This window comes from Capnocytophaga gingivalis (assembly GCF_002302415.1).
GTDB classification, from domain to species: Bacteria; Bacteroidota; Bacteroidia; order Flavobacteriales; family Flavobacteriaceae; genus Capnocytophaga; species Capnocytophaga gingivalis.
On record NZ_CP022386.1, the window covers coordinates 202,520 to 217,801 of the forward strand.

A 15,282-nucleotide genomic window follows, 5' to 3' on the forward strand; every position below is an offset into this window, starting at 1 on the left:
AAAAATTAATGTTAAAAATCAGAGATTTTATTTTTAAAAATGTAACTTTGTGTCCTTATTCCAAAACGTATCATTTATGAATTCCCACAATCCAAAAATTATCAGTGAAGGGCTTACCTATGATGATGTATTGCTCGTTCCTCACTACTCAGAAGTGCTTCCCCGCGAAGTCTCTATTCAATCTTTTTTTAGTAGAAATATTCCGCTGAATGTACCTATTGTCTCAGCAGCAATGGATACTGTTACCGAATCGGCTATGGCAATAGCTATCGCACGAGAAGGAGGAATAGGGGTACTACACAAGAATATGACTATAGAGGAACAAGCGCTACAAGTGAGAAAGGTAAAACGTGCTGAAAGTGGTATGATCATAGACCCAGTGACCCTCTCTCTTACCTCTACAGTAGGTGATGCCAAGCACTGTATGAAAGAACACAGTATAGGAGGAATCCCCATTGTAGATGAACAAGGAATTCTCAAAGGGATTGTCACCAACCGCGATTTGCGTTTTGAGCGTGACAACACTCGCCCTATCACCCAAGTGATGACCCATGAGAACTTAGTCACAGCCCCTGAGGGAGTCTCTATGAAAGATGCTGAGAAGATACTGGAAAAAAATAAGATAGAAAAACTTCCTGTGGTAAACAAAGACCACAAACTTGTAGGGCTAATTACCTTCCGCGATATAGCCAACCTACAAAGCAAATCCATTTCCAACAAAGACAACATCGGTCGCCTACGTGTAGCCGCCGCCCTTGGAGTAACGGTTGACGCCGTAGAACGAGCAGAAGCCTTAGTACACGCCGGAGTGGATGCCGTGGTGATAGATACCGCGCATGGACATACCCGAGGGGTAGTTTCCGTACTGAAGAAAGTCAAAGAACACTTCCCTCAGCTTGATGTGGTAGTAGGAAATATAGCCACAGCGGAAGCCGCTTTATATTTGGCAAAAGCAGGAGCCGACGCTGTGAAAGTGGGAATAGGTCCAGGCTCTATCTGTACCACCCGAGTAGTGGCAGGAGTAGGTTATCCTCAGCTTTCTGCCGTGATGCAAGTAGCAGCGGCACTTAAGCAACAAAATATTTCCATCCCAGTGATTGCAGATGGAGGTATCCGATACACAGGAGATATTGTAAAAGCTATAGCGGCAGGAGCTGATTGCGTGATGCTCGGTTCCCTACTGGCAGGTATCAAGGAATCCCCAGGGGAAACGATCATCTTCGAAGGAAGAAAATTCAAGTCCTACCGTGGTATGGGCTCTGTGGAAGCCATGCAACATGGTAGCAAGGATCGCTATTTCCAAGATGTAGAAGACGATATCAAGAAGCTTGTCCCAGAGGGCATCGTAGGGCGTGTACCCTATAAGGGAGAGCTACAGGAAAGTATGCACCAGTTTATCGGAGGCTTACGCGCTGGTATGGGCTATTGTGGTGCTAAGGACATCGCCACACTCAAGGAAACGGGTAAGTTTGTCCGTATCACCGCCAGTGGTATTGCAGAGAGCCATCCACACAATGTGACTATCACTAAAGAAGCTCCGAATTATTCAAGATAATGAGCAATGATCAATAATAAAGAAAGCGAAATTTTTCTCAAAATTTCGCTTTTTTTGTTGCTATAAAAATAATTAGATTTTGGCAATTTATTTGTTTTATTGCCGAAATCTAACTGATTTAATAACTTCTCTTTTCACTATAAAAAGCACCTCTACAAAGACTATAAAATTCATTAGTACTTTATAGAGGTGATATTTTCTATTATTTCATTCTTCCTATCCCCAATTGCTAAGCCAAAACTCATCAAATAAGGCGTTACCTGTAAAATCCCAAGTTTGATCGCCCTGCACTAAGTCAAGAACTTCATTCATAGTATAAGCTCTATAACCAGCGGCAGCACATTGTTCTTTTTCCCAATCACTTAGAGTATCCTTACAAGAGAAATATACATATTCTAAGAAAGTGTCTTCTCCCTCATAATCCTGTTGGAAAAGTTGCTTATAGTTTTCCAATTGATTGTCGTGTATAGAAGTATATACCTTATTTTCCAAAAGAAGTGCATACTTTTCCTCCTTTTGAGTTTCTTTGTTGAGCAAGTAAAATTCCGCACAGAGGTCTACTCGCTTCCATTGGAGCCACGTTTTCACTTGTTGGACTTCATACTGATTAAGTTTCTCTACATCTCCGAAAAGTAATAGGGAGGTTATACGTTTGCAATAAACCTCTAACTTAGGATTTTGGTAATCCCTTTCCTTATGGGTAATACAACGAAGTGTCCAAGAGAGAAAGAAATCCACTAAACTTTCCTTTTTAGAGGTTCCATTCTCATCGTGCATAAAGAATGATTTTTTGATATCCATTTTTATTAGTGTTTAAATAGGTTAATTTTCTTCTATATTCTCTATATGATTATTGTTAAGTTTAAATGTATAATTTTCAGGAAAATATCCAGATAATCCTAAATCCGATGTATTAAAGCCTATTTCTGAGATAAGAGAATATCCTTTTTTATTCAAATTTACTATCTCTATGTCCTCTAGTTCTCCTTTAGCATCGTTATAAGAACCTATTTTAATAGTTATTGGAAAAAAATATCCATCTTTAAGTATCCATTCTTCTATATTTCTTGAAAATTGAGGATTACCATATGCATGAATACTTTCACTATGTTCTTCGCATATTTCTTTTAATTTAATAGCTTTTTCTCTTTCTATTTTAGCTTCAGTTACTATTGAAATTTTTGGATTATTAAAATTATAATCTCCTGTATAGTTTTTATATACTAATTTTTTATAAAGTTCCTCTTCTGTTTTATAACTATAAAATCCAATCTTTTTTTCTATAATCATAGGATATATTTCATTATCCGCATCATACATTCCTAATTTAATATCAAATTTTAATTCATTATCAAATATATAATCAATTTCATAAAAACTAATCTTTTGTAATTGATTTCTACTTTCTTCTGATAGTCTTTTATTAAATTCATTTGTAGTCTCAAATTCTCCTCTCTGAGCCCATTTTATAAAACTATCTTTGATTCTTACTTTTGTTCTAACAATATCAGATGTTTTTTCTATATCTTCCTCTCTCTTTTTCTTTTCCATAATTTCCCTCTGCTGTTTTTCTTTTTTTTGCTGAGCTATTCTTTTTTCGATTTCCTCTTTTTCTTTCTTTAGTTCAGCTGGCGTTTTAAGTTTTTCAGCAGCATTCATCTCTTTTAATATCTTAATTAAAATAAGACCAGCATCTACATTTCCATGAGTTTTACCATAGTTTTGTATCTTTTCGTATAGTAAAGCCTCTACAGCAGCATTTCCTAATTCTTTATCTTTTCTTAATTGGTTGATTCGAGAGAGAGAAACTCCATATTTTTGTAAATATTTATTTTGAATTTCTTCTATCTTTTTTTGATAAGCCGTTTTCTGTTGTGCAAAAATAGGAAAAGAACACAATAGAAATAATAAAAATATTTTCTCATCGTTTTTGATATTTTAATTTTGGTTATACTTTAGTAATATTCTATGGTTCTTAGAGTGATAGATATAGGATCTGTATCTTGAAATCTAATACTTTTTATCCAATTCCCTTTATCATCCGATTCATATCGTATGTATTCTGAATCTATCCATTTCATTTCTCTTTTTGTAGTAGTATATCGTTCTCCAATAAGATTTCCTTTGCTATCGTATTCATAATAAGATATATTTTCTCCTACTTTTACATCAGGGATAGGATCTCCACTATATTCATCACTTATAATAGGCCCTCTAAGTTCTATTAACTGATTCCTATCATTATATTTAAGATATACATTAGCTATATTTTTATATCCATCATATCCTATAACTATAATATTACCTCTTGCATCGTATTCATAATTTTCTTCCGAGAAAATAGCATCTTCTCCACCTATATTTTTTTCTATTCGAATTAGTTGTCCGTTAGAATTGTATTTATAAATAATTTCATCTCTTATTTTTCCATTGGGTAAAATTATTTTTTTCTTAGTTTTGTATCCTTTATTATCATATTCATAAATAAAAGATTTTCTTTTTACAGCTGATTTATTATCTGTATAATATTGTTCATACTCTTCTTTTATAAGCTTTTTTCCATCATATATATAGATAGTTTTAGTGTTAAACTCTCTTCCAGGGAGTGGTTCAGAGGTAGTTATTTCTATCATATTTCCATTTTTGTCAAATAGAATTTTTCCTTTATAACTAAATTTTCTAGTAGCACAGAATTTTCCTTCATTAGCTACAATTTCTCCTGATTTATCTATGGCTTCATAGGTAGCATATTCAAGGGACTTTACATTCCCTTTTAGTTCATATTCTCGCAAATCTTCTGTTTGTTTTCCATTTCCTTGTTGAAAGGATTGTCCACAAGCTATTTGTAATAATAAGCTTGTAAGTAATATTATTTTTTTCATTTTTTTAATATTTTAAGTAAAGTGGAGTATATTAATTGATACTCCACTATATAAAGTAATTTTCAATATCTTTATCAGATTAATCTAAGTATTCACCATATTTATTATTCGCTTTCTCACTCGGAACAAATAGAATAATAAAATTATTAAAAGGAAGAAGAATGAACCATCCAGAATTTCCTATATCGTGATTCCTTTTTGCTCCTTGTGCGAGAGCAAAATATATAGCAGGAATTAAGCTTAATAAAAGTACTAAGAAAGCGGTTCCTACATCTTCAAAAGATTGAAAGAGATAATCAATTAGATAGTTTCTAATCAATAAAAGATAGGCAATATAGATTAAAACACTAATAAAATATTCTAACATACCTATACGTCCTTTAAATGAAAAAGGTGATTTAAACATAATTTAAAAAATTAATCTTCTTCCCTACTCTATTACAGGCTTTTCGGGTTTCGCCTTATATAAACACAGCCCTTCGGATAGCTGTTTTATTTCTGACTGCAAAGTTAAAGTGCAGAGTGGTCAAGCTACGACCGAATTGTTATTTTAACATAACAAAAAAGCAAACCTACTCACGAAAAAATTTCGTAAGCAGGCTTGCTTTTCTCAAATATTTTTATATACGAATTGCTTAAGCTAAGACATAATAAGAGCTTGCGTTGCGTTGCGTTGCGTTGCGTTGCGTTGCGTTGCGTTGCGTTTAACTCTTAAAATATTCATAATTTTATTATCTTATTTGCTACAGCAAAGATAGTAAAAATTATGATAGTACACTAATTCTATTTGTTAAATTTTAAATTATTTCTTCACTGTTTTCTTTGCAACAGTCTTAGAGGCTTTGGCGGGGGCTTTCTTGGCAGTGGTCGCCTTCTTAGTAGCAGGGGCTTTCTTAGGTTTTTCCTTAGTGGCCAAAAGGCTTTGGGCTTCGGCTAAGGTAAAGGCTTCTATATCTGTATCCTTGCTGAGCTCTACTTTGGTCTTTCCTTTAAGGAGGTGGTAGCGCCCCCAGCGGGCTTTTTCTATATGGATACCTTCCTCTGGCCATTCCTTGACTACTTTCTCGGATTCTTTCTTGAGTTTCTCCTCTATCAAAAAGATGATATCACTCTGGGAGAGGTGCTCAAAATCATACTTCTTGCTTACGCTGATGAACATATTGTTCCACTTGATAAAAGGGCCAAAACGCCCTGTTCCCTTGGTAACTTCCTTACCATCGTATACAGAGATGGGGGCATCGGCTTTCTGTTTTTGGTCGATAACTTCCTTAGCCTCGTCAAAGGTTATGGAAAAGACATCCAAGGACTTATCCAAGGAAATAAAGGTATCACCAAAGCGGATATAAGGGCCAAAGCGGCCTATGTTGGATTCTACTTCCTTACCCTGATATACGCCCAACTTACGGGGGAGTTCGAAGAGCTTCATAGCTTCCTCGAAGGTGATACTATCAATGGTCTGGTGAGGCAAGAGGCTAGCAAAGCGTGGTTTTTCCTCATCCTCCACAGTACCAATCTGCACCATAGCACCATAGCGACCAAGGCGTACACTCACAGGCTTACCAGTGGCAGGATCGGTACCTAAGATACGCTCTCCGGTCTCGCGCACTGCATTTTGCTCTACATGGGCTACCGTAGGATGAAAAGTATCGTAAAAACGGCCAACCATTTTTGCCCAGTCTTCTTTGCCTGAGGCAATATCATCGAACTCTTCTTCGACTTTGGCTGTAAAATTGTAATCCACAATGGTAGCAAAGTGGGTGATCAAAAAGTCATTGACGATCATACCTATATCGGTAGGAATGAGTTTACCCTTATCAGCACCTACATTCTCTGTGAGTTTCTTTTCCTTGATTTCATTTTTGATCAAGGAGAGCTGTAAGTAAGGACGGCTTTCGCCCTCCAAGCTACTACGCTCTACATAGCCTCGGTTCTGTATGGTAGAGATGGTAGCCGCATAGGTAGAAGGACGGCCAATACCCAGCTCTTCCAACTTCTTGACCAAGGAGGCTTCTGTATAGCGGAAGGGCGGACGGGTAAAGCGCTGGGTAGCTGTAATATGTTTGCTCGTGAGGGACTCCCCTACTTTCATAGCAGGTAGCATGCCTTCGTCTTCCTCCTCTTCGTCGTCCTTACCCTCGAGATATACCTTGAGGAATCCGTCAAATACGATCACCTCGCCACTACCTATAAAAGGCTCTGTGTGGGTAGAAGCATTGACCTTCACCTGAGTACGTTCCAAAGAGGCATCACTCATCTGAGAGGCAATGGTACGTTTCCATATTAGTTCGTATAGGCGTACTTGATCAGCTTCTGCTCTTACAGTATGCGCGGCCATATCGGTAGGGCGGATAGCCTCATGGGCTTCCTGAGCCCCCTTGGAGTGGGAGGTATATTGGCGGGTCTTACTGTAAGCTTCTCCATAAGACTTGACAATCTCCTGCTTGGCAGCAGAGAGTGCCTCAGGGGATAGATTTACACTATCGGTACGCATATAGGTGATAAGCCCTGATTCGTAAAGGCGTTGTGCCAGTTGCATGGTTTTGGATACAGAGAAGTGGAGCTTGCGGGCGGCTTCCTGCTGTAGGGTAGAGGTAGTAAAGGGAGGTGCTGGAGATTTCTTAGCAGGCTTGGTCTCGAGACTTCCCACAGAAAAAGTAGCACCTATATTCTTCTCTAAGAAAGCTTTGGCTGCCTCTTGGGTAGGAAAGGACTTATGAGTATAGGTCTTGATCAGCTTTCCTTCCTTAGTAAGGAACTCAGCAGTGATCTTATAAGAGACTTCACTTTGGAAATCCTGTATCTCGCGTTCGCGCTCTACAATAAGGCGTACCGATACGGACTGTACACGCCCTGCGGAGAGCCCTTTACGGATTTTCTTCCACAATACAGGGGATAGTTCATACCCTACCAAGCGGTCAAGTACACGGCGTGCCTGCTGGGCATTGACCAAATTATAGTCAATTCCTCGAGGGTTCTTTATAGCATGCTCTATGGCGGACTTAGTAATGGAGTTGAAGACAATACGCTTGGTCTTTTCTTGAGAGAGTTTAAGCTCTTCAGACAAATGCCAAGCTATGGCTTCTCCCTCACGGTCTTCATCGGAAGCCAACCATACAGTATCGGCTTTCTTCACTTCTTCTTTGAGGGCTTTTACAAGGTTTCTTTTATCGACAGCGACCAAGTACTGAGGCTTGAATCCATGTGCTACATCGACCCCTAATTCCTTATCAGGGAGGTCGGCTATATGTCCGTAACTGGACATCACCTTGTAATCACTGCCCAAAAACTTCTCAATAGTTTTTGCCTTGGCAGGAGACTCTACAATTACTAAATTTTTCGCCATCTTTATTAATTGTTAATTGTCAATTGTTAATTATTAATTTTCTAAGTTATCTATGTTTTATATAGTTGATATTTAGTGTTTTAGTTAATTTATTTTTTATTTCCGGACAATCTCGATCCTAATAATACTTATGCCCTTTTTCGAAAAAGAGTATAAGTTAGAAAGACTAACTATTAAGCATTGACAATTGATCATTGATCATTATTTTGTTGTCCCATAAGCATAAGATATGCTTTTAGGAAATCGTCCAATTCACCATTCATAACTGCATCTACATTGGTAGTTTCATAGCCAGAGCGTACGTCTTTGACCAATTTATAAGGATGCATGACATAGTTACGTATCTGACTACCCCATTCTATCTTCATTTTATTAGCCTCAATCTCGTCACGCTTGGCTTGGCGTTTTTTAAGCTCTATTTCATAAAGTTGTGATTTGAGCAATTGGAGAGCCTTATTCTTGTTGTCCAACTGGCTGCGGGTTTCAGAGTTTTCTATGATAATGCCTGTAGGGTGGTGACGGAGACGTACAGCCGTTTCTACCTTATTGACATTCTGTCCTCCAGCCCCACTAGAGCGCATGGTCTCGAAGGAAATATCAGCTGGGTTGATCTCTATCTCTATAGTATCATCTGCCAAGGGGTACACATACACCGAAGCAAAAGAGGTATGTCGCTTAGCATTGCTATCAAAAGGCGAGATACGCACCAAGCGATGTACACCATTCTCCCCCTTGAGATAGCCAAAGGCAAATTCGCCATCTATCTCTAAAGTTACAGTCTTCACCCCTGCTACATCCCCCTCTTGGAAGTTGAGTTCCTTGACAGAAAATCCCTGTCTGTTAGCCCACATCATATACATACGCATAAGCATAGAAGCCCAGTCACAACTCTCAGTACCTCCTGCTCCTGCGGTGATCTGTAGCACAGCACTAAGAGCATCCCCTTCATCAGAAAGCATGTTGCGAAACTCCAAGTTCTCTATATGAAGCAATGTCTGCCCATAGAAATCCTCTACTTCCTCGGCGGAAATAGCATTCTCCTTGTAGAAGTCCAGCATGATCTGGAGTTCTTCGACCATCTCAGCCGATTTTTCGTAATCAGTCACCCATTTTTTCTGGGATTGGAGCTTCTGAACCAATAGCTGTGCCTGCTTAGGACTATCCCAAAAATCAGGAGCCAACGTCTTCTCCTCCTCATTGGCAATCTCTATTTTTTTCTTGTCAATCTGGAGGTATTTCTCTAAATTCTCTACTCGCTGGCTAAGTTCTTTAAGTTGCTCTATAGTTACCATTTACGAAAATTTCGGCAAAAGTACGACTTTTTATCTATTATTCATGACTTCACTATTTATTTTTTATCTAAATATTTCAAGATAATATTAAAATATCATTTTAAAAAATTGATTTACAATAATTTACGGTATACAAAATTTAACTTTTATTAAGAATACATTTTTTTATAGAAGGAAATAGTGTGATTTTCATTATTTTATTGTATTTTTGCGGGCAAAGAGGGAGAAATAAAAAATGAAGAATGTCCTTAATATTTAATATATTTTGAGACACATGTATAGGGGCGAATTGCAATTTGCCCTCATAAAGTATATGAATAATTCACCCTTACGAAGTATATGAATAATTCGTCCTTAAGAAGTTCGCGAACTTTCTAAGATGCAATAAATTGCGTTTCTACCCTAACGCTGACTAAGATAACTACAGATAAGTGTATTCATCCGTAGAGATACAATTTATTACGCCCTAATGAATTAACCCTTAATTCTAATATCTAACCCTTAAAACCTAACACCTAAGAATGGCTAAGTTTATAAAAATATATCCAGAGAACCCTAATGAGAGGGAGATACAGAAAGTGGTAGACTGTCTCAGAGAAGGAGGCGTGATCATCTATCCTACCGATACGGTATATGGTTTGGGCTGCGATATCACCCACAGCAAAGCCTTGGAGCGCATTGCACAGCTCAAGGGAATAAAACTTGACAAAGCCAATTTTTCCTTTATCTGTGCCGATTTGAGCAACCTTTCGGACTATGTAAAACAAATAGATACCACTACCTTCAAGCTCCTTAAGCGAGCCTTGCCGGGAGCTTATACCTTTATCCTACCAGGGAGCAACAACCTACCCAAGGAGTTCAAGAAGAAAAAAACAGTGGGGATTCGTATTCCTGACAATACCATTGCACGTACTTTGGTAGAGAAATTGGGCAACCCTATAGTCTCCTCGTCCATTTATGATGAGGATGAGGTCTTGGAATATACCACTGACCCCGAGCTTATCTTTGAAAAATGGCAAGACAAGGTGGATATAGTCATAGATGGAGGATATGGAGATAATGTAGCCTCCACTGTGATCGACCTTTCCTCAGGAGTGCCTGAGCTTATTCGCCAAGGAAAGGGCAGTATAGAGGGACTTTGGTAGCAAACTATATAGACAGACTCGTGCGTTATTTCATACAACTATCCTATAACGGAAAAAACTACTGTGGCTGGCAGCGGCAGCCCCATTCCCCTTCTGTACAGGAGGAATTAGAGGAAGCTATGTCCATGCTTCTCAAAAAAGAAATAGCTCTGGTAGGAGCAGGACGTACCGATACGGGAGTACACGCTAGGGATTATTATGCCCATTTCGATAGTGATTCTCCCCTACCTGATCGCTTAGTGGAAAAACTCAATTCCTTTCTGCCTAAGGAAATTGCCATAAAGCAGATATTTCCAGTCAAGAACGATGCACATGCGCGGTTTGATGCCTGCTCTCGTACCTATCAGTATTTCATAGCTCTTGAGAAAAATCCTTTTCTATATGAACAGAGTTACTATATACATTTCCCTCTGGATCTCTCCCTGATGAATAAGGCAGGCGAAATACTATTACAACATACAGACTTTCAATGTTTTTCGAAAGTAAATACCGATGTAAAGACCTATAACTGTCAGCTAAAGGAAGCTTATTGGCGGAAGGAAGGGAACTTGCTTATTTTCAGGATTACTGCGGATAGGTTTCTACGCAACATGGTTCGTGCTATTGTTGGAACAATGATAGAGATCGGGCGAGGAAGGTTATCTTTGAAAGACCTTCAACAGATTCTTCTGAGCAAAAACCGTTCTAAAGCAGGCTATTCCGTACCTGGACATGCGCTGTTCTTGGAAGAGATCATTTATTAATGATTAATCCTCAATGATTAATGCTCCCTTATTAAAGTCTAAAATGGAAATAGAAAAAATACATCATATAGCGATTATCTGTAGTAATTATGAGAAATCTAAGTATTTCTACACAGAAATCTTACCTTTTACGGTACAGGCAGAACATTATAGAGCAGAGAGGCAATCCTACAAATTGGATTTGTGTCTCAACGGAGAGTATATCTTGGAATTGTTCTCCTTCCCTACCCCGCCTAAGCGTCTGAGCCATCCTGAGGCTTGTGGAGGAAGGCATCTGGCATTGGCCGTTAAGGATTTAGAAACGTCCATTACTTACTTGGAAAGTCAAGGGGTCGTGTGTGAGCCTATTCGCACCGATGAGTACACCGGTAAGCGCTTTACCTTTTTGGAAGATCCCGATAGCTTTCCGATAGAATTATATGAAATATAGAATAAATAAACAATCAATTAAGTGATTACCAAAGAAAGCATAGACAAAGTATATGATGCCATTCGTGTAGAAGAAGTCATAGGCGATTTTATCCAGCTCAAGCGTTCAGGTTCTGGATACAAAGGCCTAAGCCCCTTCACCAATGAGCGTACCCCGAGCTTTTCCGTATCCCCAGCCAAACAGATTTGGAAGGACTTCAGTAGCGGAAAGGGAGGGAATGCTATTGCTTTTCTTATGGAACACGAACATTTTTCCTATGTGGAGGCCATCCGTTATTTGGCCAAAAAATACAATATAGAATTAGAAGAGACCCAGCAAAGTGAGGAAGAGAAAAGCAAAGCCAATGAAAAAGAAGGATTGTACTTTGTCAGTGAATATGCTCGTGACTATTTCCATAAGACTCTTTTAGAATCCGAAGAGGGCAAGGCCATAGGAGGAACTTACTTCAAGGAACGTGGTTTTACCCCAGAGATGATTGAGGTTTTCCAACTGGGCTACTCTCCCGATAGCTGGAGTGCCTTCACCGATGAAGCCCTAGAAAAAGGGATGAATCTGAGCCATTTAGAAAAAACAGGGCTGACAATTGTAAAGGAAGATAATCGTAAAATAGACCGCTTCAGAGGGCGAGTGATGTTCCCCATTCTCTCCATGAGCGGACGTGTATTGGGTTTCGGTGGGCGTATCCTCTCCAAGGAAAAACAAAAGGAAGCTAAATACCTGAACTCTCCAGAGAGTGATATCTACCATAAGAGCCAGATACTATATGGTATCTTCCAAGCTAAGCCTTTTATCGCCAAGGAAGACAGTTGCTACTTAGTAGAAGGGTATACCGATGTGATACAGCTCTACCAACGAGGTATTAAGAATGTAGTGGCCTCCAGTGGTACAGCCCTCACCCAAGAACAGATACGGCTTATCCGCCGCCTTACCCAAAATATCACCATACTCTACGATGGAGATTCGGCAGGTCTTAGAGCCGCTATTCGAGGTGTGGATATGATCCTTGCCGAAGGAATGAATGTTCGTATCTGTACCTTTCCCGAAGGAGAAGACCCCGATAGCTTTGCCAAAAGCAATTCTTTGGAAGAGATCCAAGAATATTTTAAAACAAACACTCAGGACTTTATCCGCTTTAAGGCTTCCTTGCTCATGTCCGAAACCAAGGATGACCCTCTAAAGCGCGCCGATACCATTCGCGATATGATAGAGAGTATCTCGAAGATCACTGACCCTATCAAGAGCGAAATCTATGTAAGAGAGTGTGCTCAGATCATGGAAATTTCGGAGGATGTACTCTTTGCTTCGCTTTCACAAATCAACCAACGAGAGCTTATCAAAGCACAACAAGAGCTCAAGAAAGCAAAGAAAGAAACAGCCTTAGCCCCAGTACAACCCGTAGAAAGAGTCTCCCCTATCATGGTCTTGGAAAGGGAATTAATCAAGTATCTTCTACTCTATGGTACTAAGGAATGTGTTTTCTATGAAAATTTCTTGTATTATGACAAGGAAACAGGGGAAGAAAAAAACCAAGAGCTCTCCCAAAGGATGAAGGTATATGAAAAGCTCTTTTTGGAGTTGCAAGCCGATGAGATAGAGCTTACCACACCTGAGTTCAAGGAGTTTTACGACTTTTTCATCCGAAAATACCAAGAAGGATTGGAAGATTTTTCGAAGATCGTCCACGAACTTTCCCCACAGATGGCCTCATTGGTAGCGACCTTCCAAGCGGAAGAAGAAAAAATACGTTTGCACAACTGGGGCAGAAAAGATGTGGTTGTCAAAAGCATAGAAGAGGACTTGGCTGTGGCTATCAATTCGCTTATACTGAACTTCCGCAAGATGCTCATCAATAAAAAAATAGAAGAACTTCGTGAAAAAGTAGCCTCCATAGAATCCCAAGGAGAAGATCCTATGGAGGAATTGCAAGAGGTAGTTACCTACAATAGCTTAAAAATTATTATAGGAAAAAAATTAGGTTGGAATCTATAAAAAAAGGTTATTTTTGATAACACTCAATAGCCTCTATAATCATAGCACAAGCCTTTTCTATCTCCTCATAGCTAATGGTCAAAGGAGGAGAGATTCTCACTGCTCTGAGTTCAAAAAGCAACCAAAAGAATATACACCCATGCTCATGAGCATAGAGAATTACATGATTGGCCAAATCTTCATCTTCCATAATGGCTGCCAGCATGAGCCCCTTGCCATGGACAGCTTTTATCTTAGGATGTCTCAAGAGCTTGCGGAAGAGCTGCTCCTTCTCCAGAATCTGTGCCATAAGGTCTGTAGAGAGTAGTTCCCTAAGAGTGGCCAAGGAAGCCGCTGCCACCACTGGATTACCGCCAAAGGTAGTGATATGCGACATCTTAGGCTTATCTGCCAAAAGGTGCATCAGCTCATAAGAAGCCACAAAAGCTCCACAAGGCAAACCACTGGCCATTCCTTTGCCAATGGCAATGATATCGGGGACTACATTGTAGTTTTGGAACCCAAAGAGTGTACCAGTACGTCCAAATCCTGGTTGTATCTCATCCAAGATAAGCAGTGCCCCAACCTCCTCACAGCGCTTTTTTACCTTTGCCAAATAGTCATTCTCTGGAGTGATAAAGCCTGCTCCTCCTTGTATAGTTTCCAGTACAACCCCCGCTGTACGGTGGGTAATCTTCTGTAGCTCTGCCTCATTATTGAATTCAATCCAAGCCACATCAGGTATCAAAGGACGAAAAGGCTGTTTGCGCAGCTCATAGTCCATGATACTCAGTGACCCCTGTGTATTGCCATGATAGGCCTTGCGTGCGGCAATAATCTGAGAGCGGCCTGTAGCACGCTTAGCCAGCTTGATACTTCCCTCAATCGCCTCCGTACCAGAATTGACCAAATAAGTAGTTTCCAGTGGCTTAGGAAGATTTTCGGCCAAGAGCTTGCAATACTCCACAGCTGGAGACTGGGCATACTCCCCATAAACCATCACATGCATATACTTGGCTGCTTGTTCCTGTATAGCCTTGACTACCCTGGGATGACAATGCCCTAAGGTACACGCCGATACACCTGCAACTAAGTCCAAATAAGCCTTGCCCTGAGTGTCGTAAATGTAAGATCCTTCTGCACGAGCAACCTCCAATCCCAAAGGATATAGAGAGGTAGGGGCTTGGTATTGTAAAAAATCTTCTTTCATACTATTTTGTCTGTTTCAATTTTTTTACTCTCAGTGAGATATTTCCTTTCAATAAGATCTGCATAAACTCTGCCCGAGGGATTTCGAAAGCCCCCAAACTGGCTAAGTGGTCATTGTATACCTGACAGTCCAAGAGCAGGTAGTTTTTTTCCTTGAGCTCCTGCAAGAGCGTATAGAAGGCCACCTTGCTTGCGTTGGAAGACTTGGTGAACATACTTTCTCCACAGAAGATGCCATTGCCTATATCTACTCCATAGAGTCCTCCTACAAGCTGGTCGTCCTTCCAAACCTCTACCGAACGAGCCAACCCTAATTCGTACAAACGAGTGTAAGCATCGATAATTTCTTGGGTAATCCAAGTACCCTGCTGGTCCTTACGATAGATATCCTTACAAGCGATTATCACCTGCTGGAAAGCCTTGTTAAAAGTTACTGTATATTTGTGTTGGTTGAATACATTGCGCATACTTTTATGCATACTATAATGTTCGGGGTAGACCACCATACGCTTAGGCGGTGCCCACCATATGATAGGTTCATCCTCATTATACCAAGGAAAGATTCCACTTCTGTAGGCCAAGAGCAGTCTTGGGACAGACAAATCGCCCCCTAGGGCAAGTATCCCTGTTTTGTCAGCTTCTTCTACTGGAGGAAAATAAAGATTTTGGGTTACTAAATACATTGAAAAATTAAGTTGTAAAAAAATAAAATAAA

At 39.6% G+C, this 15,282-nt stretch carries 13 protein-coding genes; 5 read left to right on the top strand and 8 right to left on the bottom strand.

Annotated features, from left to right (window positions below; all coding sequences use genetic code 11):
• The first annotated feature begins 76 nt into the window (after positions 1-76).
• Entirely contained in the window at positions 77-1,555 is a 1,479-nt protein-coding gene (gene guaB / locus CGC50_RS01040) for an IMP dehydrogenase (protein WP_095909330.1), read from the top strand.
• A 216-nt stretch (positions 1,556-1,771) separates the two neighbouring features.
• On the opposite strand, the gene CGC50_RS01045 is transcribed toward guaB, so the two are convergent.
• The 6 genes from CGC50_RS01045 to prfB form a co-directional block, all read right to left on the bottom strand.
• Positions 1,772-2,356 (bottom strand): PD-(D/E)XK nuclease family protein, encoded by a 585-nt coding sequence (locus CGC50_RS01045; RefSeq protein ID WP_095909331.1) that lies wholly within the window; start codon positions 2,354-2,356, stop codon positions 1,772-1,774.
• Between the two features lie 21 nt (positions 2,357-2,377).
• Complete coding sequence (locus CGC50_RS01050; RefSeq protein ID WP_095909332.1) at positions 2,378-3,454, bottom strand: hypothetical protein; 1,077 nt, start codon at positions 3,452-3,454, stop codon at positions 2,378-2,380.
• A gap of 56 nt (positions 3,455-3,510) precedes the next feature.
• Positions 3,511-4,437 carry an RHS repeat domain-containing protein gene (locus CGC50_RS01055; RefSeq protein WP_095909333.1) on the bottom strand — a complete coding sequence of 309 codons (927 nt, stop codon included), beginning with the start codon at positions 4,435-4,437 and terminating at the stop codon, positions 3,511-3,513.
• A 79-nt stretch (positions 4,438-4,516) separates the two neighbouring features.
• The gene (locus CGC50_RS13730) at positions 4,517-4,843 is read right to left on the bottom strand and encodes a DUF805 domain-containing protein (RefSeq protein ID WP_095909334.1); all 327 of its coding nucleotides are present in this window, start codon (positions 4,841-4,843) and stop codon (positions 4,517-4,519) included.
• A 396-nt stretch (positions 4,844-5,239) separates the two neighbouring features.
• A complete protein-coding gene (gene topA, locus CGC50_RS01065; protein ID WP_095909335.1) occupies positions 5,240-7,780 on the bottom strand; it encodes a type I DNA topoisomerase in 2,541 nt (846 codons plus the stop codon).
• Between the two features lie 191 nt (positions 7,781-7,971).
• Complete coding sequence (gene prfB / locus CGC50_RS01070) at positions 7,972-9,072, bottom strand: peptide chain release factor 2 (RefSeq protein WP_002668128.1); 1,101 nt, start codon at positions 9,070-9,072, stop codon at positions 7,972-7,974.
• Positions 9,073-9,593: 521 nt separating this feature from the next.
• Here prfB and CGC50_RS01075 point away from each other — a divergent pair.
• Genes CGC50_RS01075 through dnaG form a run of 4 tightly spaced genes read left to right on the top strand, consistent with a single transcriptional unit; the run spans position 9,594 to position 13,379 of the window.
• Positions 9,594-10,217: an L-threonylcarbamoyladenylate synthase gene (locus CGC50_RS01075; RefSeq protein ID WP_002667984.1), complete on the top strand. Its 624-nt coding sequence runs from the start codon at positions 9,594-9,596 to the stop codon at positions 10,215-10,217.
• A 20-nt stretch (positions 10,218-10,237) separates the two neighbouring features.
• Positions 10,238-10,960: a tRNA pseudouridine(38-40) synthase TruA gene (gene truA, locus CGC50_RS01080; protein WP_095911245.1), complete on the top strand. Its 723-nt coding sequence runs from the start codon at positions 10,238-10,240 to the stop codon at positions 10,958-10,960.
• A gap of 43 nt (positions 10,961-11,003) precedes the next feature.
• Positions 11,004-11,390: an SMU1112c/YaeR family gloxylase I-like metalloprotein gene (gene gloA2 / locus CGC50_RS01085; RefSeq protein ID WP_095911246.1), complete on the top strand. Its 387-nt coding sequence runs from the start codon at positions 11,004-11,006 to the stop codon at positions 11,388-11,390.
• A gap of 21 nt (positions 11,391-11,411) precedes the next feature.
• The gene (gene dnaG / locus CGC50_RS01090; protein ID WP_095909336.1) at positions 11,412-13,379 is read left to right on the top strand and encodes a DNA primase; all 1,968 of its coding nucleotides are present in this window, start codon (positions 11,412-11,414) and stop codon (positions 13,377-13,379) included.
• A gap of 7 nt (positions 13,380-13,386) precedes the next feature.
• Here the strand turns inward: dnaG and CGC50_RS01095 are convergent, their stop codons facing one another.
• Together CGC50_RS01095 and aat are read right to left on the bottom strand one after the other, a co-directional pair.
• Positions 13,387-14,568: an aspartate aminotransferase family protein gene (locus tag CGC50_RS01095; protein WP_095909337.1), complete on the bottom strand. Its 1,182-nt coding sequence runs from the start codon at positions 14,566-14,568 to the stop codon at positions 13,387-13,389.
• A gap of 1 nt (position 14,569) precedes the next feature.
• Positions 14,570-15,250: a leucyl/phenylalanyl-tRNA--protein transferase gene (aat, locus tag CGC50_RS01100; RefSeq protein WP_095909338.1), complete on the bottom strand. Its 681-nt coding sequence runs from the start codon at positions 15,248-15,250 to the stop codon at positions 14,570-14,572.
• Positions 15,251-15,282: the final 32 nt, after the last annotated feature.